Annotated in this window: 16 protein-coding genes; 10 read left to right on the forward strand and 6 right to left on the reverse strand. The window is 72.1% G+C overall.

From position 1 onward, the window contains the following. Window positions 1–6: 6 nt before the first annotated feature. Window positions 7–1,263: a sensor histidine kinase gene (locus ACGF3A_RS13095; protein WP_393728868.1), complete on the forward strand. Its 1,257-nt coding sequence runs from the start codon at window positions 7–9 to the stop codon at window positions 1,261–1,263. Next, window positions 1,260–2,030 carry a response regulator gene (locus ACGF3A_RS13100; protein WP_393728870.1) on the forward strand — a complete coding sequence of 257 codons (771 nt, stop codon included), beginning with the start codon at window positions 1,260–1,262 and terminating at the stop codon, window positions 2,028–2,030. The genes ACGF3A_RS13095 and ACGF3A_RS13100 overlap by 4 nt, the downstream gene beginning before the upstream one ends. Here ACGF3A_RS13100 and ACGF3A_RS13105 read toward each other — a convergent pair. Further along, entirely contained in the window at window positions 1,952–4,000 is a 2,049-nt protein-coding gene (locus ACGF3A_RS13105) for a HelD family protein (protein WP_393728872.1), read from the reverse strand. The genes ACGF3A_RS13100 and ACGF3A_RS13105 overlap by 79 nt on opposite strands. Window positions 4,001–4,326: 326 nt before the next feature. Between ACGF3A_RS13105 and ACGF3A_RS13110 the strand changes: the two genes are divergently transcribed. Next, the gene (locus ACGF3A_RS13110; RefSeq protein WP_393728874.1) at window positions 4,327–4,509 is read left to right on the forward strand and encodes a hypothetical protein; all 183 of its coding nucleotides are present in this window, start codon (window positions 4,327–4,329) and stop codon (window positions 4,507–4,509) included. 179 nt (window positions 4,510–4,688) lie between these two features. Further along, window positions 4,689–4,952 (forward strand): hypothetical protein, encoded by a 264-nt coding sequence (locus tag ACGF3A_RS13115; RefSeq protein ID WP_393728876.1) that lies wholly within the window; start codon window positions 4,689–4,691, stop codon window positions 4,950–4,952. Here the strand turns inward: ACGF3A_RS13115 and ACGF3A_RS13120 are convergent, their stop codons facing one another. After that, on the reverse strand, window positions 4,953–6,593 hold the full coding sequence (locus ACGF3A_RS13120; RefSeq protein WP_393728878.1) for a DNA repair helicase XPB: 1,641 nt from the start codon (window positions 6,591–6,593) through the stop codon (window positions 4,953–4,955). Window positions 6,594–6,749: 156 nt separating this feature from the next. On the opposite strand from ACGF3A_RS13120, the gene ACGF3A_RS13125 reads away from it, so the two are divergent. Both ACGF3A_RS13125 and ACGF3A_RS13130 read left to right on the forward strand, forming a co-directional pair. Then, complete coding sequence (locus tag ACGF3A_RS13125) at window positions 6,750–11,321, forward strand: putative T7SS-secreted protein (protein ID WP_393728880.1); 4,572 nt, start codon at window positions 6,750–6,752, stop codon at window positions 11,319–11,321. Window positions 11,322–11,416: 95 nt separating this feature from the next. Further along, window positions 11,417–11,944, forward strand: coding sequence for a hypothetical protein (locus ACGF3A_RS13130; protein ID WP_393728882.1), 528 nt, complete (start codon window positions 11,417–11,419; stop codon window positions 11,942–11,944). 117 nt (window positions 11,945–12,061) lie between these two features. On the opposite strand, the gene ACGF3A_RS13135 is transcribed toward ACGF3A_RS13130, so the two are convergent. From ACGF3A_RS13135 to ACGF3A_RS13145, 3 genes are all read right to left on the reverse strand, one after another. Then, window positions 12,062–12,346, reverse strand: a complete 285-nt coding sequence (locus tag ACGF3A_RS13135) for a hypothetical protein (protein ID WP_393728884.1) — start codon at window positions 12,344–12,346, stop codon at window positions 12,062–12,064. Window positions 12,347–12,527: 181 nt separating this feature from the next. Beyond that, on the reverse strand, window positions 12,528–13,118 hold the full coding sequence (locus ACGF3A_RS13140; protein ID WP_393728886.1) for a Uma2 family endonuclease: 591 nt from the start codon (window positions 13,116–13,118) through the stop codon (window positions 12,528–12,530). A 115-nt stretch (window positions 13,119–13,233) separates the two neighbouring features. Beyond that, a complete protein-coding gene (locus tag ACGF3A_RS13145) occupies window positions 13,234–15,729 on the reverse strand; it encodes a helicase-associated domain-containing protein (protein WP_393728888.1) in 2,496 nt (831 codons plus the stop codon). 164 nt (window positions 15,730–15,893) lie between these two features. Here ACGF3A_RS13145 and ACGF3A_RS13150 point away from each other — a divergent pair, with 164 nt between their 5' ends. Together ACGF3A_RS13150 and ACGF3A_RS13155 are read left to right on the forward strand one after the other, a co-directional pair. Continuing rightward, complete coding sequence (locus ACGF3A_RS13150; protein ID WP_393728890.1) at window positions 15,894–17,006, forward strand: hypothetical protein; 1,113 nt, start codon at window positions 15,894–15,896, stop codon at window positions 17,004–17,006. A 68-nt stretch (window positions 17,007–17,074) separates the two neighbouring features. Then, the gene (locus ACGF3A_RS13155; protein WP_393728892.1) at window positions 17,075–17,581 is read left to right on the forward strand and encodes an excalibur calcium-binding domain-containing protein; all 507 of its coding nucleotides are present in this window, start codon (window positions 17,075–17,077) and stop codon (window positions 17,579–17,581) included. A gap of 220 nt (window positions 17,582–17,801) precedes the next feature. On the opposite strand, the gene ACGF3A_RS13160 is transcribed toward ACGF3A_RS13155, so the two are convergent. After that, window positions 17,802–18,716 (reverse strand): LysR family transcriptional regulator, encoded by a 915-nt coding sequence (locus ACGF3A_RS13160; protein ID WP_393728894.1) that lies wholly within the window; start codon window positions 18,714–18,716, stop codon window positions 17,802–17,804. A 95-nt stretch (window positions 18,717–18,811) separates the two neighbouring features. Here ACGF3A_RS13160 and ACGF3A_RS13165 point away from each other — a divergent pair, with 95 nt between their 5' ends. Together ACGF3A_RS13165 and ACGF3A_RS13170 are read left to right on the forward strand one after the other, a co-directional pair. Next, entirely contained in the window at window positions 18,812–19,690 is an 879-nt protein-coding gene (locus ACGF3A_RS13165; protein WP_393728896.1) for a 3-hydroxyacyl-CoA dehydrogenase NAD-binding domain-containing protein, read from the forward strand. A gap of 48 nt (window positions 19,691–19,738) precedes the next feature. After that, the gene (locus tag ACGF3A_RS13170) at window positions 19,739–20,677 is read left to right on the forward strand and encodes a hypothetical protein (RefSeq protein ID WP_393728898.1); all 939 of its coding nucleotides are present in this window, start codon (window positions 19,739–19,741) and stop codon (window positions 20,675–20,677) included. Window positions 20,678–20,720 lie beyond the last annotated feature (43 nt).

The raw sequence follows: 20,720 nt of genomic DNA on the forward strand, positions 1-20,720 counted from the left end.
CCGACGATGAAGCAACGACCGGCCAAGGAGATCACGTTGATCGCCGAACTGCGGCTGTGGGCCCGCGGCCATCCCCGGACCGTCGATGTCACGCTCGCCGTGGCGCTCTTCGGCGTCACGGCCGTCTCCACCGCCATGGACCAGCCACCCCGCATCGCCCAATGGCCGCCGCTGCCCGCGGCGTTCGTCGCCGCGGTCTCGGCCGCCGTCTTCCTCGCGCACCGCGGGTTCCCGCGCCTGACGGTGGCCGCCACCACCGCGTGCGGCGCCGTCCTGGGCGCGATGGGCCCCTGGCTGGGCTACGAGTTCGGCTCCACCGTCGCCGCCACCGCCATGGCGGCGCTGTACTCCCTCGCCCTGCGCACCGACCGGCGCACCGCCGGACGGGCCACCGCCGCGTGCGTCCTCGCCCTGCTGGCCGCCTCCGTCAGCTGGGCACCGGACGGCACGCGACTGCAGTCCGAGCAGGTCGGACTCGTCGGCTTCACCCTCCTGTCCAGCGCCGTGGCCGACTCCACCCGCAGCCGACGCGACTATGTCACCGCCGTGGAAGCACGCGCCGAACTCGCCGAACGCACGCGCGAGGACGAAGCGCGCCTGCGGGTCGGCGCCGAGCAGATGCGTATCGCCCGTGAACTCCACGACGTCGTCGCCCACCACATCACCCTCGCCCACGCCCAGGCCGCCACCGCCGACTATCTGCTGGCCACCAAGCCGGACAAGGCGCAGTACGTGATGCGCAACCTCACCACCACCCTGGTCTCCGCACTCAACGAACTCCGGGCGACGGTGGGACTGCTGCGCGAGACCGGCGATGCCGGGGACCCGGCGGAACCCGCACCCGGCCTGGCCCAGATCCCCGCGCTCCTCGACTCGTTCGGGCACGCCGGACTGACCGTCCGCCTCACCTGTGACGGCGCTCGGCAGCCGCTGTCACCGGGGGTCGACCTCACCGCGTACCGGATCGTCCAGGAAGCGCTGACCAACGTCACCAAGCACGCCCTGACGACCACGGCCTCGGTCCGCCTCGCCTACGCCGACCGGCTCCTGACCCTCACCGTCAGCGACGACGGGCAGCAGCGGACGCAGCCACGCGCGGCCGGATACGGCCTGGTCGGCATGGGGGAGCGCGCCCAGGCCGTCGGCGGACGCCTGCGCGCCCGGCCGAGGTCCGGCGCCGGATTCGAGGTGGTCGCGGAGCTCCCCACCGACGCGCCCCACGCCGCGGGCGTCCCGCTCACCGACCACGAGGACGACGTATGACCATCCGGGTGCTCCTCGCCGACGACCAGGCACTCCTTGTCGGCACCTTTCAGATCCTCATCGACGCCAGCGACGACATGGACGTCGTCGGCGTCGCGGGCGACGGCGCCCAGGCCGTCGAGCTGACCCGCACGACCGCACCGGATGTCGTGGTCATGGACATCAGAATGCCGGGGCAGGACGGTCTGGCCGCCGCGCAGGAGATCACCGGTGACCCGGCCCTGGGCGACACCCGTGTCCTCATCCTCACCACCTTCGAGACCGACGAGTACGTGACCGGAGCGCTGCGCGCGGGGGTGAGCGGCTTCCTGGGCAAGGGCGTCGGCCCCGCCGAACTGCTCAGCGCCATCCGTACCGTGGCGGCCGGGGACATGGTCCTGTCCTCCCTGGCGACCCACGCCGTGGTCACCCGCTACCTCGCGGGTCCCGACGCCGCCACCGCCGCCACACCGGACGCACTCCGGTCCCTCACCCCCCGGGAACGTGAAGTCCTGGCCCAGGCCGCCCAAGGTCTCACCAACGACGAGATCGCGGAGAGCCTGTACGTCAGCCCGCTGACCGTGCGCACGTTCATCCAGCGCATCATGACCAAGCTCGGCGCCCGCCACCGCGCCCAGCTCGTCGCCATCGCCTACCGGACCGGCTTCGTGCGCGTACACCCACCGCCCCCTGACCCAGGGGGCGGCCCCTATTCCGCCAGCGCCCCCGGCAGCGGTGTCGCGTGCAGGACGGTCAGGCCCGAGACCGCGCGGGTCAGGGCCACGTAGAGGCGGCGCAGGCCCGTGCGTTCGTCCGGTTCGGCCCCGACGATCGCCGCGGGCTCGTCCAGCACCACGTAGTCGTACTCCAGGCCCTTGGCCAGGGTGGCGGGGACCAGGGTGAGGCGGACGTCCTGGCTCGTCTCCTCGCCGGGGGAGAGGTACGGCAGTCCCGCCGCCTCAAGTGCCTTGCCCAGCGCGGCCGTACGGGGCTCCGCCGCGATCAGCCCGATCGAGCCCTCCTTGCCGAGAGCCTCGCGGCAGGCGGTCACGATGTCGGTGTCCAGGCCGTCGGACGGACGTACGGCGAAGTCGCCCGGCGACTCGCGCACCGAGGTCGCGGGCCGCAGGGTCGGCGCGATGTCGGGCAGCAGCCGTGAGGCGTACGCGATGACGTCGCGCGGCACACGGAAGCCCTCCGTCAGCTCCTCGACCGCCGCCTCCGGCTTGCCCAGGTGGGAGAGGGCCTCGGCCCAGCTCTCCGTCGCCCAGGGCGTGGTGCCCTGCGCGAGGTCGCCCAGCACCGTCGCCGAGCCCGTCGTGCAGCGCCGCCCCACCGCGCGGTACTGCATCGGGGAGAGGTCCTGCGCCTCGTCCAGCACCACATGGCCGAGCGAGGAGGTCCGCTCCACCAGGTCGTACGCCTCGTCCACCAGCACCGCGTCCGCCGCCGACCACTTCGCCGACCGCACGCCGCGCGCGGGCTTCGCCCAGAGCAGCAGCTTCTGCTCGTCCGGCGTGAGGATCCCCTCCGCCTGCTCCGCCAGGAACTCCGCGTCCGACAGCAGCCGCAGCACCAGCTTCGCCGGATCGACCGCGGGCCAGACCGCCTTGACGAGGGCCTTGACCTCCGCGTTCCGCGCGACCGCGTTCTGCGTACGGTCGTCCGGCGCCTCGCCCGCCGCCTCCATCCGTACGAGCACGGCGTGCGCGATTCGTTGCGGGAGGGCCTCGCGCGCGGCGCCGTAACGCATGCCGCGGGCGAGGAGCTCGCGGACCATCTCCTCGATCTCGTACGCCGGTACGCGCCAGCGGCGCGAGCCCCGTACCACCACGCACCCCTCGTCCGGCATCCGCACCCCGGACCGCACCGCGCGGCGCAGCACCTCGGCCATCCGCGCGTCGCCCTTGATGCGGGCGGTCCCGGCGGAGTCCGTACCGCGCACGAGGACATCCGGGCGGGCGACCAGCCCCTCCACGGTCGTCTGCCGGGCCTCCAGCTCGCCCAGCGCGGGCAGCACCTGCTCGATGTAGCTGAGGAAGGAGTCGTTCGGCCCGATGACCAGGGTGCCGGTGCGGGTCAGCCGCTCGCGGTGCGCGTAGAGCAGATACGCGACACGGTGCAGGCCCACCGCCGTCTTCCCCGTCCCCGGCGCGCCCTGCACGCACACGGTGCCCTCGATCCCGGCACGCACGATCTCGTCCTGCTCGGGCTGGATCGTCGCGACGATGTCCCGCATCGGCCCCACGCGCGGCCGCTCGATCTCGGCCTGGAGCAGCGCGCTGGTCCTCTCGGCCTCCGCGGGGTCGGTGAGGTGCTCGTCCTCGTACGCCGTCAGCTCGCCGCCCGTGTAACCGAACCGGCGGCGCAGCGCGACGTCCTGCGGGTCCTTCTTCGAGGCCCGGTAGAACGGCTGCGAGACCGGCGCCCGCCAGTCGATCACCATCGGGTCGCCGTCCGCGTCGTGGACGTGCCGCCGCCCGATGTAGAAGCTGTGGCCGTCCTCGCCGCCGTGGTCGTGCAGATAGTCGAGGCGGCCGAAGAACAGCGGCGCGTGCGCGAGGTCGGCGAGCGAGGCGATCCGCTGTTCGAGGCCGGACTGGAGCACCTCGGCGTTGACCCAGTTCGCGGTCACGTCGCGGATGTCCAGGGCCTCGGCGTCGGCCCGCATCGCGCGCAGCGCGGCACGCGAGCCGGCGAGATGGGCACGCTCCCGGGCCAGGGGATCGGGCGTAAGGGAATCACTGGTCACGGGCATGCCTCCGGGCCGCACGCGGTCAGGGGCGCGTGCGGTGACGTCTGGAATACGTGTGTCGGACGGCCGGCCGGTTTCCGTGCGGCAGGCTCCTCCCGCCGCACGGCCGCGCGGGGCCGGAGGGGAGGGGGCAAGTGCGGGAGTCTAACCAGACGCGGATGGCGGGGCCAACGAATTTAGGACCCGCCCCGGCGTACGCCCCTGAGGGGGGCCGGGAGGGTTCTCAGGGTTCTCCCTGGTCCGGGGTCAGCCGTACGGCTGACGAAGGGCACCGGGGTTCCGGACCTTCGGCCGATGTGCCGGGACCTGCGCGAACGCATCCTTGAACCATGAACACCGCAACCGTGAACGCCCCCGCGACCGGAATCCGCCCGTCGTCCCGGCGCCGTGCCGGTGACGCCCTCCGTGCCACCCGTGCCCTGCGCGCCGTCCGTGTCTTCGCGGGCGCCGCCTTCAGCGTCGCCGTCCTCGGCGCCTGCGACGAACCCGGCGTCGTCCGCCGCCACCGCTGAGTACCCGTACCGCTGAGTACCCGTACTCAAGACCCGCGCCCCGTACGGCGGTTCAGTGGAACCATGACCGATACGGGGGACACCGCACTGCGCGCCTGGTGGGCGGCGGCGAACGCCGAGCCCGAAGAGGAACGCGCGGCCCGTCTCGCCCACGGGGCGGAGCGGGTCCTCACGGGTGGGTGGCGCCGCTGTGCGCCCTGCTCCTCGCCGGGCCCTTCTTCCTCTTCTGGGCCTGGAGCATCGAGATGGGTCGTCAGGCGGGCACGCTCGGCCGTACCGCTGCCGCAGAACAGAGCTCCGCGCTCTCGCTCGCCCTCACCGTCTTCCTCGCGATGACCGCGCTCAGCGCCTGCGTCCCATGGCGCCGCCGCCACGCACCGCTCCGCTGGCTCGTGGCCCTCGCCGCGCTGCTGGCCGTGCCGGGGACGCTGGCCCTGGTGTAGTTACTCCGCGAGGAGTTCGTGCGCGTCGACGATGCGGTACGCGTACCCCTGCTCGGCGAGGAAGCGCTGGCGGTGGGCGGCGAAGTCCTGGTCGATCGTGTCGCGGGCGACGACGGAGTAGAAGCGGGCCTCGTGCCCGTCGGCCTTCGGCCGCAGCACGCGCCCGAGGCGCTGGGCCTCCTCCTGCCTCGACCCGAACGTCCCCGAGACCTGGATCGCGACCGTCGCCTCCGGCAGGTCGACGGAGAAGTTGGCGACCTTCGAGACGACGAGGCAGGACAGCTCGCCCTGCCGGAAGGCGTCGAAGAGCTTCTCGCGCTGCGCGTTGCTGGTGTCGCCCTTGATGACGGGGGCGCCGATGTGCTCGCCCAACTCGTCGAGCTGGTCGATGTACTGGCCGATCACGAGCGTCTGCTCGCCCTCGTGCTTGCGGACCAGCGCTTCGGTGACCTTCCGCTTGCTGTCCGTCGTCGCGCAGAAGCGGTACTTCTCCTCGGCCTCGGCCGTCGCGTACGCGAGCCGCTCCGAGTCGGTCAGGCTGACCCGGACCTCGACGCAGTCGGCGGGTGCGATGTAGCCCTGGTTCTCGATCTCCTTCCAGGGCGCGTCGAACCGCTTCGGGCCGATGAGGGAGAAGACGTCGGACTCCCGCCCGTCCTCCCGTACGAGGGTCGCGGTGAGCCCCAGCCGCCGCCGGGCCTGCAGATCCGCCGTGAACTTGAAGACGGGCGCGGGCAGCAGATGCACCTCGTCGTAGACGATCAGGCCCCAGTCGCGGGAGTCGAACAGCTCCAGATGCGGGTAGACGCCCTTCCGCTTGGTCGTCAGCACCTGGTACGTGGCGATCGTGACGGGCCGGATCTCCTTCCGCGTCCCGCTGTACTCGCCGATCTCGTCCTCGGTGAGCGAGGTCCGCTTCACCAGCTCGTGCTTCCACTGTCGCGCGGAGACCGTGTTCGTGACGAGGATCAGCGTGGTCGCGCGGGCCCGCGCCATGGCCCCGGCCCCCACGAGCGTCTTCCCGGCACCGCAGGGCAGCACGACGACCCCGGAGCCGCCGTGCCAGAACCCCTCGACGGCCTGCTCCTGATACGGCCGCAGCGCCCAGCCGCTCTCGTCCAGCGCGATCGGATGCGCCTCCCCGTCCACGTACCCCGCGAGGTCCTCGGCGGGCCAGCCCAGCTTCAGCAGCACCTGCTTGATCTGCCCCCGCTCCGAGGGGTGCACGGCCACGGCGTCCTCGTCCACCCGCGTCCCGACGAGCGGCTGGATCTTCTTCGACCGCAGCACCTCTTCGAGGACGGGCCGGTCGGTGGTGGTCAGCACCAGCCCGTGCGCCGGGTGCTTGCTCAGCGTGAGCCGCCCGTAACGCGACATCGTCTCCGCGATGTCCACGAGCAGCGCGTGCGGCACCGGATACCGCGCGTACGCCACGAGCGCGTCCACGACCTGCTCCGCGTCATGCCCGGCCGCCCGCGCGTTCCAGAGCCCCAGCGGCGTCAGCCGGTACGTGTGAATGTGCTCCGGCGCCCTCTCCAGCTCCGCGAACGGCGCGATGGCACGACGGCACGCGTCGGCCTGCTCATGGTCGACTTCGAGAAGCAGGGTCTTGTCCGACTGGACGATCAGAGGTCCGGGCATCCGTCCAGTGTGCCGCACCCGGCGTTCGGTCGCTCTGTGTGATCAAAGGATTGCGCGTTTGGTAGCGTGCTGTGTCATCCGTGGGGACGACGATGCTGGAGGGGCGGGGATGGGACTCCCGGATGCGAGCTTCGAGGAATTCTGCGGGCGGGGCTGATGGGCTGGGGCGATCTTGTTCCGGACGGGGTGAAGGACAAGTTCGAGGACGCCAAGGAGGCCGTCGGTGATGGCGTCGAGGGGATGGGCAACTGGGGCGCTGACCGGCTGGACGACGCGGGCTGGCAGGGCGGCGCGGACTTCGTACGGGACAAGTCCCGTTCGATGGCCAACCGGCTGGGGGCGGACGTCGCCGAACTCCAGCTCGACGAGTCGGACGAGCCCGACCGGCTGGTCTACGGCAGCCCCGGCAAGTTGCGCGCGACGTCGGAGCATCTGACCGACTTCCAGAAGGCGTTCAACCAGGTCGCGCGCGGCCTCAAGCGGCTGCCCGAGGGGAAGCTGAAGGGCAAGGCGGCGGACGCGTTCTGGGACAAGGTCGGCCTGGAGCCCGCGAAGTGGACCAAGGCCGCCGACGCCTGCGAGAAGGCCGCCGGAGCGCTGGACGACTTCGCCGGAACGGTGGAGTGGGCGCAGCGTCAGGCCCGCGAGGCGGTGGCCAAGTACAAGGACGACAAGAAGGACGAGGCCGAGGAGCAGCTGGTCGAGGCCCGTACCCAGCGCAACACGGCCGCAGCACGCGCCCAGAAGGCGGTCAAGGCCGCGGCGGAGGCGGCACCGCCCAAGCCGGACTACGGCGAGCGCGCCAAGGACGGCCTGGAAGGCCTCAAGCTGGACGCGACGCATGTGGCCGGTGGCGTGGTCAAGGGTGTCGCGGGCACGTACGGCTTCGTACGGTCGGTGAACCCGGTCGACCCCTACAACCTCACCCACCCCGCCGAGTACGCCACCAACCTCGCCTCGACCAACATGGGCATCGTCCGGATGGCCAACGACCCGGTCGGCACCGGCAAGCAGATGTGGGACGGCTTCCAGAAGGACGGCGCGGAGGGCGTCGGCCGCCTCATCCCCGAACTGGCCGGTACCAAGGGCGCGGGGGCCGCGCTGCGGGCCGCGAAGGCGAGCCGCACCGCCGCACGCGGGGCACGCGTCGCGGACGACGTCCCCAAACCCCGCGTGGACCTGGAGAAGAAGGGCCCGGACGACGCGGCCAAGAAGGGCGAGGAGACCCCGTCGGGAGGGACGGATCCGGTCGACCTGTCCACGGGACGGATGTACCTCCCCCAGACGGACCTGACGCTGCCCGGCACCCTGCCCTTCTCCTTCGTGCGCCGAGTCGAGTCCGGCTACCGGCAGGGGCGTTGGTTCGGCCCGTCCTGGTCCTCGACGCTGGACCAGCGCCTGGACGTCGACGCGGAGGGCGTCATCTACGTGGGGGAGGACGGCCGCCTCCTGTCCTTCCCGCACCCGGCCCCGGGCCTGCCCACGCTGCCGACGGCGGGCACGGCCAGGATGCCCCTGGACCGCGAGGTGGACGGCGGCTACACCCTCACGGACCCGGACACGGGCTGGACCCGCCACTTCGCTCCCCCGCTGTCGGGCGAGGACGGCACCGCGGTGCTGGAGCAGCTCACCGACCGCAACGGCAACAGCGTCACCTTCGAGTACGACGAGGAGACAGGCACCCCGTCCCGCCTGGTCCACAGTGGCGGCTACGAGATCCGCCTGACGGTCGAGGGCGACCGCGTAAGGACCCTGTCCCTGGGTTCGCGCGAGGTCCTGCGCTACGGCTACGACGAGGCGGGCAACCTGACGGAGGTCACCAACTCCACGGGCGTACCGCTCCGCTTCGAGTACGACGAAGAGCGCCGCGTGATCGCCTGGACCGACACCAACGACCGCCGCTACGACTACGTCTACGACAACCTCGACCGCGTCATCGCCGAGGGCGGCACCGCGGGCCACATGCAGGTCCGCATCGACTACGACGGCACCGACCAGACGACGGGCCACCGGGCCACCACCCTGACAAGCGCGGCGGGCGAGTCGACCCGCACCCTCTTCGACGACCGCGGCCAAATGGTCGGCGAAATCGACCCCCTGGGCCACCGCACGAAGACGGAAAGGGACGCGTACAACCGCCCCCTCTCCCACACAGACGCCCTCGGCCGCACCACCCGCTACGCCTATGACCAGCGAGGCGACCTGGCGAGCATCGTGTGGCCGGACGGAACGGGCACGTCGTTCGTCCGCAACGAAATGGGCCTCCCCACGGCGACAACAGGCCCGGACGGCACGGTCTGGCGCGAGGAGTGGGACGCGTACGGCAACCGCACGACCGTGACCGACCCGGCGGGCCACACCACCCGCTGCACGTACGACAGCCGGGGCCACCTCACGACGTTGACGGACGCGCTCGGCGCGACCACACACGTGCGCTGCGACGCGGCGGGCCTCCCCGTCGAGATCACCGACCCCCTGGGCGCCACCACCGCCTACGGACGCGATGCCTTCGGGCGCCCGACACAGATCGTGGACCCATTGGGCGCCCGCACCGAACTGGAGTGGACCCCGGAGAGCCACCTGGCTCGCCGCACTGACGCGAACGGCGTCACCGAGCGCTGGGAATGGGACGGCGAGGGCAACTGCACCCGCCACATCGACGCCGCAGGCGGCGAAACGGCGTACGAGTACGGCCATTTCGACGTCCTGGAGTCCCGCACAGGCCCGGACGGGGCCCGCTACACCTTCGAGCACGATGCTCATCTGTGCCTGACGAAGGTGATGAACCCCCAGGGCTTGGAGTGGAGTTACCACTATGACGCGGTGGGCCGCCTGGTCCGGGAGACGGATTTCGACGGCCGTACCCAGCACTACGCCTACGATGCGGCGAGCCAGCTGGTCTCTCGTACCACTCCGTTGGGCGAGACCATCGCTTTCGACCGTGACGTGTTCGGACAACTGGTCCGTAAGGACGCGGCGGGCGAGGTGACCACCTACGCCTACGACCCGGTCGGACGCCTCACTCACGCCTCGGGCCCGGATGGCGAACTGCGCTACCAGCACGACAAGCTGGGCCGGATCAGGACGGAGATGGCGGATGGCCGAGTGCTGACCCGCGTCTTCGACGCGCTGGGCCGTGTCACCCGCCGCGTCACCCCCACCGGCACGGTCTCGACGTACGTCTACGACGCGGCGGGCAACCGCACCGGCGTCACCACCAATGGCCACGCCCTCGACTCGGCCCACGACGCGGCGGGCCGTGAGACCACCCGTCAGCTCAATGGCGCCTTGACACTGGACCACGTGTGGGATCAGGCGGGCCGCCTGGCCGCGCTGTCCGTGAACGGCGCCGGACAGCGCGAAGTCGTCCAGCGCGCCTATTCCTACGCTCCCACCGGGAACCTGCTGGGCATCGACGACTCCCGCGACGGCGCGCGCCGCTTCACCCTCGACCGGACAGGCCGCGTGACCGCCGTCCATGCCCGCGACTGGAGTGAGTCCTACGCCTACGACGAGGCGGGCAACCAAACCCACGCCAACTGGCCTTCCGGCCACGCCTCTCCCGACGCGCGAGGCGAGCGCGCCTACACCGGCACCCGCATCCGGTCAGCGGGTCGCGTCCGTTACGAACACGACGAGGCGGGCCGTATCGTCCTGCGTCAGAAGCCTCGCCTCTCGAAGAAGCCCGACACCTGGCGATACGAATGGGACGCCGAGGACCGTCTGCTCTCCTGCACCACCCCGGACGGCACGCTCTGGCGCTATACCTACGACCCGCTGGGCCGCCGCACCAGCAAGCGGCGACTCGACGCCGACGGTGACACCGTTCTGGAATGTGTGGAGTTCACCTGGGACGGCGCCATCCTTGTCGAGCAGACCACTACCGCGATCGACGGCCGCCACCCCGTCACCCTCACGTGGGACCACCGGGGCCTGCACCCCGTCACCCAGGCCGAACGTCTCACCGACGCCACGTCCCAGCGTGAGATGGACGCGCGCTTCTACGCCATCGTCACGGACCTGGTCGGCACTCCGACAGAGTTGGTGGACGAACTCGGCGAAGTCGCATGGCACACCCGCACCACACTCTGGGGCACCACCACCTGGAACCGCGACGCCACCGCCCACACACCGCTTCGCTTCCCAGGCCAGTACCACGACCCCGAAACCGGACTCCACTACAACTATCACCGCCATTACGATCCCGACACCGCCCGCTACGCCACCCCAGATCCCCTCGGTCTCTCGCCCTCGCCCAATCCCTCGACGTACGTCGACAACCCGTACGCCTGGACCGATCCCATGGGCCTCGCGCCGAAATGCGGAGCGGGAGATCTGGAAGAGAGCCGTAGGAGAAACAGCCGCGTCGCGCACACACTCGACGAGCACGTGCATGTCACGCAGCGGCGAGCGATCGAACTCGCTCAGGAGAAGACTGCAAGAATGGGAAGACCCACGCCGAATGGTGTGTTCGTCGACCAGCAGACGGCTCAGCAAGTAGTCGACTATGCCCTTGCGAACAATTCGGAACGGATCTCGAATTGGCTTCGGGGTAGCAGGCAGGAACTTTCGCTTCCGCCCGGTCGCTTCGGGGCCGATAATTCGCTCGGGTGGGTGGCGCATCACGACAGGAGCATCACTGATGCGGGGAATGGATACAGGGTCACGCTGGAGCGCCATAAGGGGGCCCCGGGTGGCTATATAATCAAGACGGCTTATCCATTTTGACTGGTGGTCTCATGTCGCGGTTCACAGCGTTCGATTTCGGTGTCACTTGGCTGTCGAGTGTCTACCATCAAGACTGGAGCAATTACGGTACGGAGGTGGACAACCTCAAGGCCGCTCTGGCGGGCGACTCGGACCCGCGCGACGTGCAGGTTCTGCGCCGAGACGTGGTCGCCCTCGCCGAGACCATGGATGTCGCCGACATCGAGACCCTCTGGACCTGGAGCGTAGAAGGCGGGTTCCGGTTCGGGCTCCGCATCTCCTCCGGTCAGGAGTGGATGCGGATCATCGCCGGGGAATGCACGAGCTGGCTGTCGACGAGGGGGGAGGAGGAGCTGAGTGCCGAGGATCTGGACCCCGGCCGGGATCACGTCGATGAGGCTCTCGGCGAGATTTCTTCCCTCGCCCGTACCGGGTTCGACGAATCGGTGATTTCCGCTCTTTCGAGATGCGTCAGGCAGTGTTCTCCTGAATTGGGCATCAGGTTTCTGCTGCGGGCTGTATCTGCGACGGGAACAGATATCGGGCGCGAGCAGTATGAACGGCTGCTGCGGCTGGGGGACGCGTTCCGCTACGGACGGTTCGTGGTCCCGGAGGTGGAGGGGCTGATCTCCTGGGAGGGGTGAGGGTCTTCGGGCGCGGTCTGACGCGTGTCCTCCAGCCGGACCCGTCCGGCTGGAGGACTTGGCGAAGTCGTCAGCGGACCCGTGTCAGGGCCCGGCGGCGGGCTTCACCGGAACCGGTCAGTTGTAGACATACAGGTTCCAGTCGCCGCTCAGCCAGTCCTTCTCGCAGACGTAGTGGCCGTACTGGCCAGTGTTCTTGAGCCACTGACCGGTGTTCTCGCAGTCGTTCCGGTTCCAGTAGTCGCCGTAGAACTCACCCTCTTCGGCCACCGACACCGTGCCGGCGGCCCGCGTCGGCTGGGCGTCCGCCGCCTGGGCCGAACCGGCGGTGCCGACCGCCAGCATCCCGGCGGTGAGCAGGGTGGCCGCCGCGGCGGCGATTCGTGTACGCGTACGCATCATGTCGCGCTCCGTTTCTCCGTGTGTCGTCCGGGGCGCGGATGATCACCTGATGGCTTCATCGCCACTCTCCCCCGTTTGACGAGTGGTTCCGACGCATTCGAGTCTCACGGAGGGGCGGGGGGCCGGGGAAGAGATTCTTGATCGGCCTTGGCCGCGTATCGATAGACCACGGGTTATGGGCTCAGAAGCCGGTCAGAGCCGCCAGGTCGATCTTGGTGGGGAACGGGTGCTCCGTCACCAGTTCGCGGCGGTGCACGGGGCGTTCGGGGCGGGGGAAGTAGGAGAGGGTGTCCACGTTCAGCCAGAACTCGTGCACGGCGATCTGCTCGTCCCGCTCCAGCTCCACGCGCCAGTAGTAGGGGATCTTGGCAGCGGCGTACTGCGCGGGTTTCATGGAACGGTCCGTGCTGCGGGAGCCGGGGGACACCACTTCGACGGCCAGCGCGACCCGGGAGACGGATACGTATTCGGCGTCGCCGATCCGGAGACCCTCGTCGTCGTAGACGAGCACATCCGGCTTGCGGGCATTGTGCTCGTCCAGCAGCACGCACACCTCGGTGTCCACCGCGTATGGCCTGACCTGTACTTGTTCCAGGGCGTTGGCGAGCTTCCGCTGCACTCGGCTGTGCCACACCATGGCCTGCCCACGAACCACGATCTTCCCATCCACGAGTTCCCAGTCGAAGGGCAGATCCAGGTCTTGCGCCTGATCGAATGTCCACCCCTCGGGGCGAGGGCACACCCAGTGCTCGTTGTGTACGTCGGTGGCCATCACTGCTCCCATGGGTGGTGAGTCTGGACGTCGATGCGGTTCGCGGTCCCACGTACGACGGTACGTTCACCCGATAGAGGGGGCCATCGAACGCGGAGCCGTACAGCGTGGACGCTCAGTCCTCCGGGACCTCCGCCACCCCCGTGATCCGGTGGAGGGGATACGTGCGGACCTCGTCCGCCGTGTGGTCGTAGGCCGTGACGAAGCCGCCCTCGACCTTGACCGGGGCGATGACGCGCTGGCTGGCGGCGCCGTCGGCGTTGACGTAGCCGATCCAGAGGGGGGTGCCCGTGAGGGTCGCGGACTGCATGGTGGCGAGGGTCTCGGCCATGATCGTGCGGGGGAGATCGCCGTTCGGGGCCGCGGAGGGGCGCGGGGGCGTGTGGGGGAGCGTCGCGGCGTGGTCGCCCGCGCGGATCGCGCGTACGGCCGCCGTGAGGAGGGTGCGGGCCGGGAGCGGGGGCCCGTCGGGGACCGGGGCGGGGGCCGTGCGGGGCGGGGTGCGGTGGGCGTCGGGGCGGGTGAGGAGCACGTCGCCGTCGGAGGATTCCGCCGCGGGGGCGTAGCCCATGTCGCGGAGGCGGGCGAGGAGTTGGTCCGGGGGCGCCGGGGACGCCAGGACCGTGGGGGCCAGGAGGCGGAGGCGCAGGGGCGCCGAGCGTTTGTCGGCGAGCAGCTCGGTGAGGAGCGCGTCGTCGTCGCAGCGGACGTACGAGCTCGCGGCGCCCACCCGGAGGACGCCGTGCTTCCGGGCCACGTCGTCGATCAGGTACGTGAGGGGCTGCGGCACCGGCGTATGGGAGTGCGCGGCGAGGAAGGCGTGCAGGTCGGCGGCGGTGCGTCCGGCGTCGAGGGCGCGGCGGACGGAGCCGGGCGTGAAGCGGTAGACGGTCGCGCCGCCCTTGGACTCGACGTCGGCGAGCGTGCCGAGCGCGGTGGCGAGTTCGCGCTCCAGCGGCCCCGGCGCGACGGCCGTGAGGTCGGCCTGGAGCAGGACGTGGTCGAGGGGCGGGGGGAGCAGGGGGGACAGGGCCGCCTCGGCCGCCTTCGGCTCGTCCGCCAGCAGGGGGCGGGCGTAGCTCGCGAGGGACCCTCTCCCCGTGAGGCCCAGCGCCTCCGCCTCGGTGAGGGTCCAGTTGACGAGGCGGGAGCGCAGGTCGTGCGGCGGGGGCACGTCCTGGCCGCGCAAGGGCCGTTCCCAGCGCATCCGTTCGCGGAGCGTCGCCGGGTCGGGTGCCGCGCCGGGTGCCGGGTCGGGTGCCGCGCCGGAAGGTTCCTCCGACAACTCCGCCAGCAGTGCGAGCGTACGGCCGCGGATCTCCGGGGCCAGGCCCCTGTCGAGGCCCGGCCCCAGGGCCGAGAGCGTGCGGCCCTTCGCGTCGCGCTCGCCGACGAGCCCCGCGACGCGGGTGGCCGTGAGCCAGGGGGCCACGAGGCGGGTCCAGCGCTCGGCGGGCGGGAGGCGGAGCCAGTCGTCGTAGGCGGGCGTCGGCGCGTACGTCTCGTCGGCCTCGCCGTCGGAGGCCAGCAGCCCGGCACCGTAGGCGAGTTCGGCCCAGAAGGCGGCGGTGGGCTCGGGGACGTCGAGGGCGAGCGCCGCGCGCTTGAGGTCGCGTACGCCCAGGCCGCCCGCGCGGAGCACCGGCGGCGGCTCCGACTCCCAGGCGGTGAGCAGCTCTTCGACGGCGGCGAGCGCGGCGAGCGCCTGCCCGGCGGCCGTCGCGTCCACGGTCTGCGGATCGTGCGCGCGGGCCACGGCGACGGGCGGCGGTACGGGTTCGAGGACGCGGTGCGCGTGCCCGCCGCGCAGCTGGAGCGCGACCTCGCGCGGCAGGACGACCTTGCCGGGCTCGGAGGGTCCGGCCTGGACCAGCAGGCCTCTGTCCAGCAGCCAGGCCACCGGCGGCGAGGGCGCTTCGGTGTCGGCCGTGCCGTACGGCGGGCCCCACTCCAGCTTGCGCAGCAGCGCCCCGGCGCCGTCCGGGGCCCCGCCGAGCAGCGCCTCCGTCCGCGTACGGTCCGTGAAGAGCGAGGTCAGCGCGGCGAGGGCGCTCACCGGGTCGTGCGTGGCGGGGAGCCCGGCGGCGGCCAGGATCTCCTGGAGGCGGGCGGGGGAGAGCTTCGCGGTGGTCGCCGCCTCCGCGAGCGTGGGCCCGAGCCCGGTGGGGGAGGCCGAGGTGAGCAGCTCGCGGGCGGTACGGACCAGACGGGGCTGCCCCTCGCCGCCCCAGACGAGGGCCTGCTCGCGCAATCGCCGCAGCGCGTACGGGAGTTGGGCCGCCGCCTCGTCACCCGGGAGCAGCGCGGCCAGTGCCTCGTCCGGAGGAGGGTCGGCGGGGGTGGGAGAGGAGGGGAGCAGCGCGAGGGCCTGCGCGGCCTGGAGCGTGAACTGGTCGAGCCGTTCGAGCGCGCGGGCCACGGAGGCGCGGGTGCCCGCGCGGGTCGCGAGCTGCGTGAGGTCGCCGGGGACGGGCGAGAGGAGGTCGGGGCGCGTGCGCAGCAGATCGGCCAGCGCGCCGTCCTCCCGTGCCCGCAGGTCCTCCGCGAGGGTGCGCGGCGCCGAGGGGCCTGCCTGACGTGGGGGTGTCCGGCCGTTCTGCTCGCTGCTCACCCCTCCCACGGTAGCGGGGTGAGCGCGGTACGGTCGTTGCGGAGGCGTCAGGGCCTGTCGGAGCGGGTGGCGGACGGGGCCGTACGGGCGGGCGGCGTACGGCGGGCACATCCCGGGCCGGCGGGCGGACGGGCGGCGGGCAGCGAGCAGGCGTTGGGGACTTGGTGGGGATCGAGAGCGATCAGCTCGTATTCGACTATCTGAGCCGGATCGGTGATCTGGCGCACGGCACGTCGATGACGGCCGCGGAGCGGGCGCGGCTGGTCGGCGGCCTGCGCACGCGCATCGACCGGATGCGGGCCGAGGACGGCGGCGCGGAGAGCAAGGCGGCCGTACGGAAGATCCTGGGCTCGCTCGGCGAGCCGGCGGAGGTCGTCGCGGCGGCCAACGGGGGCGCGCCCCCGCCGTCGTCCGCCGCCGCCGTCCCCTCGCAGCGGGCCGCAGCGGCGGCCGCGGACACCACGCGGTTCCGCGACGACGACGAGCCGGGCCCCGGCACCGGCCCCGCCGTGCCGAGCGTGCCGATCCCGCGCGCCGAGCCGGAAGCGCCGGTCTCGCCGCCCGGGCTGGGCCAGAGCGGGGCGCCCCCGCACCTGGCGAGCGCGGACGAGCTGGGGCCCGAGGAGTCCAACCCGGACTGGTGGCGGGTGGACCCCGGCCCCTTCGGCCAGGGCGGCGGCGTGCCGATGGCCATGGGCGAGCACGTGCCGGGCTTCTCGGGCGGCATCGAGCTGCCGGAGGTGCTCAAGCCGCCGCCGGAGAAGAAGGACGAGGAGGAGAAGGAGAAGGAGGCCGCGGACGGGGCGGGCGCCGCGGCGCCCCCATCCACGGAATCCACGCCCCGCAACACCCTGTTCGGGCGGCTCCTCGGCGCCCGCGCCACCGCCAAGGCCACCGCCAAGGCCACCGGCAAGGCCGCGAGCGGCCCCCGCGTCGGCGGCATCGTCGAGCTGGGCGCCGGGCTCCTGCTGGTCGCGGGCGCGGTCACCGGCTCGCTGATCCCCCTGGCGGCGGGCTGGCTCGCGGCCTGGTGGTCCCCGAGACTGAGCCGCGTCGAGGCCAAGTGGGCGGCGGCCGGTATGCCGGGCCTGGTGGTGGCGGGCGCGGCGGTCTGGCTCTGGGGCCGTACGGAGGGGCGCTGGGGCGACCGTATTCCGCAGGGCGGTGACGCGATGAGCGAGGCGATGCAGGGCCTGGTGCCCGTCGTGCTCCGCGTGGCGGCGGTGGCCAGCGCCCTCTTCCTGCTCTGGCGCTCACGCCGCCCGGCGAAGGGGTAGGGCCACTCGGCCCTCGTCCCACGCGTCCCGTCGACTTAACGTCATCCCACCTGAATCCAGGGGGGATCATGACGAATCCGTATCCACAGGGATATCCACCGCAGCCTCAGCCCTACCCTCAGCCGCAGCCCCGCCCGCGCTGGGCGCGCAAGCGGTTCGTACTGCCGGGGCTGGCGCTCGCGCTCTTCCTCGGGGTGGGGATAGGCGCGAACGGCGAGGAGAACGGGGGGAAGGCGGCGGCGAGTTCGAAGCCGTCCGCGAAGGCGACGGCGACGGTGACCGCCACGGCCACGGCCACGAAGACCGCCGCGCCGAAGGCGAAGAAGGCGGCGCCGAGGCCCACCGTCACCGAGACCGTGAAGGTACGGGTCACGAAGACGGCACGCGCGACGGTCACCGCGAAGGCGCCCGCCCCCGCTCCCGCGGAGGAGGAGGGCGGCGGCGGAGGCGCGCCGGTCTCCTACGGCAACTGCTCCGAGGCCCGTGCCGCGGGTGCCGCCCCCGTGCACCGGGGCGAGCCCGGCTACGGGCGGCACCTGGACCGGGACGGGGACGGGGTCGGCTGCGACACGTGAGGGGACGGGGCCGTTGGACCGTGGTTGCCCCTCGTCTCGGGGCTGGGCAGGGGCTGCCCCGTGCGGTGCCTTGCAGGCTGCGGCTGTCGCTGTGGCTGGGCGCGCAGTTCCCCGCGCCCCTGAGGCCTCAGGGGCGCGGGGAACTGCGCGAGCAACCACCCAACAACCCGCAGCCTGCGACACACAGACAGGGGCAACCTCTGCCCAGCGGCCACGCCACTCAGGCGGTGGAGGGCCGCAAGGCGACCGCCAGGTCAAGCAGGCTGAGGACCGCCGGGTCCGCGTCGGGGCGGCGGATCGCGTAGACGGCGGTGTCGAGGTGCCCCGAGTGTCCGCGGAGCGGGACGAGGCGTACGTCGGCGACGGCGAGATGGCGTAGCCCCTCGGGCGCGAGGCTGACGCACAGGCCCGCGCCGACGTAGCTGAACAGGCCGCTGAGGTCGTCGGCCATCGCCACCCCCCGCGGGGTGAACCCCGCCTCGCGGCAGGCGACCTGGAGTTGTCCGGCGAGGGCGGGCAGCGCGGCAGGGTCGGGCAGGGCGAAGTCCTCGTGCGCCAGTTCCGCCAGGTCGATCCCGTCCGCGTCGGCCAGCGGGTGGCCGCGCGGCACAGCGGCGGCGATCCGCTCGGTGGCGACGACCTCGCTGAGGAGGTCGTCGGAGAGCCGTGCCGGATCGCGGACGAACCCGAGGTCGAGGGTCCCGTCCCGCACCCGGTCGACCACCCCCGCCGACGAGTCGTGCTGGAGGTGCACGCGGAGTCCGGGCAGCCGTTCGGCCGCCGCGCGCAGCAGCGCGGGCAGGTAGAGGTGGCTGAGGAGGCTCACATAGCCGACCCGGACGGCGCCCTCCGTGCCGGAGGCGATCCGCCGCGCCCGTACGACCGCGGCGGTCTGCAGGTCGAGGAGCCGCCGCGCGTCCACGGCGAACGCCTCTCCCGCCGCGGTCAGGCGGACGCCGCCGGGGCCGCGGTCGAACAGGCGGGCGCCCACCGTCCGTTCCAGGCGCTGGATGGACTGGCTGAGGGGCGGCTGGCTCATTCCGAGCCGGTCGGCGGCCCGGCCGAAGTGCTTCTCCTGGGCCACGACCAGGAACTGCTCCAGCAGTCGCCGTGACAGGTTGATATCGCTGGTCATATGGCCTACTAGGCAATCATATATTGGACAGACCTGCCATCTCGGGTGTCGACTGTTTTGCGGAAATAGCCCGTCGTTCCTTTGGGGTGATCTTCATGGCGGTCGTGACCATCGTCGGCGCCGGTGTCATCGGCGTCTCCTGGGCGCGTCTGTTCGACGCGGCGGGGTGGGAGGTACGCCTCAGTGACCCGCGGCCCGACCTGGACGAGCTGGTGGACAGGGAGCTGGCGGGCGTACCGGTGACGGCGACGGCCGACCTGGCCGCCGCGGCGGCGGGCGCGGACTTCGTGCAGGAGGCCGGACCGGAGCGGGTCGAGGTCAAGGAGCAGATGTTCGCCACGCTGGCCGCGCACACGCGCGACGACGTGGTGCTGGCCTCGTCCTCCTCGTCCCTGCTGCCCTCGGTGATCGCCCGGGGCAACCCGGCGGCCGGGCGGATCGTGGTCGGCCACCCGTTCAACCCGCCGGAGCTGATGCCGCTGGTGGAAGTGGTGCCGGGGCCGGGGACGGCCGCGCGGGCCGTGGACCGGGCGGTCGAGGTCTACCGGAGTCTCGGCAAGCTGCCGGTCCGGCTGAAGAAGGAGATCCCGGGTTACGTCGGCAACCGCCTCCAGAAGGTCTTCAACAGCCAGTGCGCCTACCTGGTGCAGCAGGGCGTGATCGGAGTGGAGGATCTCGACGACCTTGTGCGGGCCTCGCTCGGGCTGCGCTGGGCGGTGACCGGGCCGTTCGAGAGCGGCGCCCTCGGCGGCGGGCCCGGCGGCATGCGCCATCTCGTGGAGCACGTCGGCTCGCAGCTGACCTTCGAGGACGGCAGCCCCGACCCGGCCCGCATGGGCGAGGTCCTCGACGCCGTCGAAGAGACCTACGGCACCGGCGAACAGGCCTACGAGCGCCTCGTCGAGCGGCGCGACGGACGGACCCGCGCGGTCCTCGGCCCGCTGGGCTGGCCGGAACAGACCGCGAAGCACTGAGAGCGAGCGAGAGCGAGCGAGAACGAGCGAGAACGAGGACGACCCGTCATGCCGAATGAGCCGAAAGAGCCGGAAGAGCCGAAAGAACTGCTCGTACTCCAGTTCGCGCCGGGGAGAGTGCTGCGCGTGAGCCTCCCGGACGGCCGGGTGGACACCTTCGTGGACGACGCCGGAGCCGCCCCGGACGGCATCGCCGTGGACACCGGAACCGGAACCGTCTGCTGGACCACCATGGGAGCCCCGGTGGCCGACCCCGACAGGTCCGGCGAGGCGGGGCAGGACTTCTCCCGGCGCAACGGCGGCGTGCACGCCGTGGGCCCCGACGGCGGGCAGCGGCGCGACGTGGTCCCACAGGGCGCGCTCACGACCGGCAAGCAGCTCACCTCCGACGGCGCCGGAACCCTGTACTGGGGCGACCGCGAGGGGCGCCGGGTCAGCCGGGTCCGGGTGGACGGCGGCGGCCTGGCCGACCTGGTGGTGAACCCCGCCGGGGACGGGGTCATGGGCGAGTGCGTCGGCGTCGCGGTGGACCCCGTACGCGGGCATCTGTACTGGAGCCAGAAGGGCCCCGCAAAGGGCGGCAAGGGCCGGATCCTCCGCGTGGGTCTGGAGCTCCCGGCCGGGCAGAGCGCCGGGAACCGGACCGACGTCGAGGTGCTCTGGAGCGGGCTGCCCGAGCCGATCGACCTGCACCTCGACGGCGGCTGGCTGTACTGGACCGACCGGGGCGCCGCGCCCGCGGGCAACACCCTCAACCGCGCCCCCGTTCCGCCCGCCGGATCGGCGGGGCAGGCGCCCGAGATCCTCGCCGACGGCTTCGGGGAGGCGATCGGCCTCGCCGTGGACGGCGAGGCGGGCCTCGCCTACGTGTCCGACCTCCACGGCCGCATCCGCGCCGTCCCCCTGCCGGGCGGCGCCGCCGCCGGGCAGGAGCCGCGCGAAGTCGTCGCGCTGCCGTTCCCGTTGACCGGGCTGTGCCTGCGCTAGCCCTCCCGTTCCTCCCGTTCCCCCTCTCCACCCCCCACGGAAA

Origin of the sequence: Streptomyces sp. NPDC048172 (assembly GCF_043202595.1) — a bacterium.
GTDB lineage: Bacteria > Actinomycetota > Actinomycetes > Streptomycetales > Streptomycetaceae > Streptomyces.

Bases quoted from the DNA above. Each gene is read 5' to 3' on its own strand.
- ACGF3A_RS13170 (WP_393728898.1), top strand. From the start codon at position 19,739: ATGCCGAATGAGCCGAAAGAGCCGGAAGAGCCGAAAGAACTGCTCGTA.
- ACGF3A_RS13165 (WP_393728896.1), top strand. From the start codon at position 18,812: ATGGCGGTCGTGACCATCGTCGGCGCCGGTGTCATCGGCGTCTCCTGG.
- ACGF3A_RS13100 (WP_393728870.1), top strand. From the start codon at position 1,260: ATGACCATCCGGGTGCTCCTCGCCGACGACCAGGCACTCCTTGTCGGC.
- ACGF3A_RS13140 (WP_393728886.1), bottom strand. From the start codon at position 13,118: ATGGCCACCGACGTACACAACGAGCACTGGGTGTGCCCTCGCCCCGAG.
- ACGF3A_RS13155 (WP_393728892.1), top strand. From the start codon at position 17,075: ATGACGAATCCGTATCCACAGGGATATCCACCGCAGCCTCAGCCCTAC.
- ACGF3A_RS13135 (WP_393728884.1), bottom strand. From the start codon at position 12,346: ATGATGCGTACGCGTACACGAATCGCCGCCGCGGCGGCCACCCTGCTC.
- ACGF3A_RS13095 (WP_393728868.1), top strand. From the start codon at position 7: ATGAAGCAACGACCGGCCAAGGAGATCACGTTGATCGCCGAACTGCGG.
- ACGF3A_RS13125 (WP_393728880.1), top strand. From the start codon at position 6,750: ATGGGCTGGGGCGATCTTGTTCCGGACGGGGTGAAGGACAAGTTCGAG.
- ACGF3A_RS13120 (WP_393728878.1), bottom strand. From the start codon at position 6,593: ATGCCCGGACCTCTGATCGTCCAGTCGGACAAGACCCTGCTTCTCGAA.
- ACGF3A_RS13110 (WP_393728874.1), top strand. From the start codon at position 4,327: ATGAACACCGCAACCGTGAACGCCCCCGCGACCGGAATCCGCCCGTCG.
- ACGF3A_RS13105 (WP_393728872.1), bottom strand. From the start codon at position 4,000: ATGCCCGTGACCAGTGATTCCCTTACGCCCGATCCCCTGGCCCGGGAG.
- ACGF3A_RS13160 (WP_393728894.1), bottom strand. From the start codon at position 18,716: ATGACCAGCGATATCAACCTGTCACGGCGACTGCTGGAGCAGTTCCTG.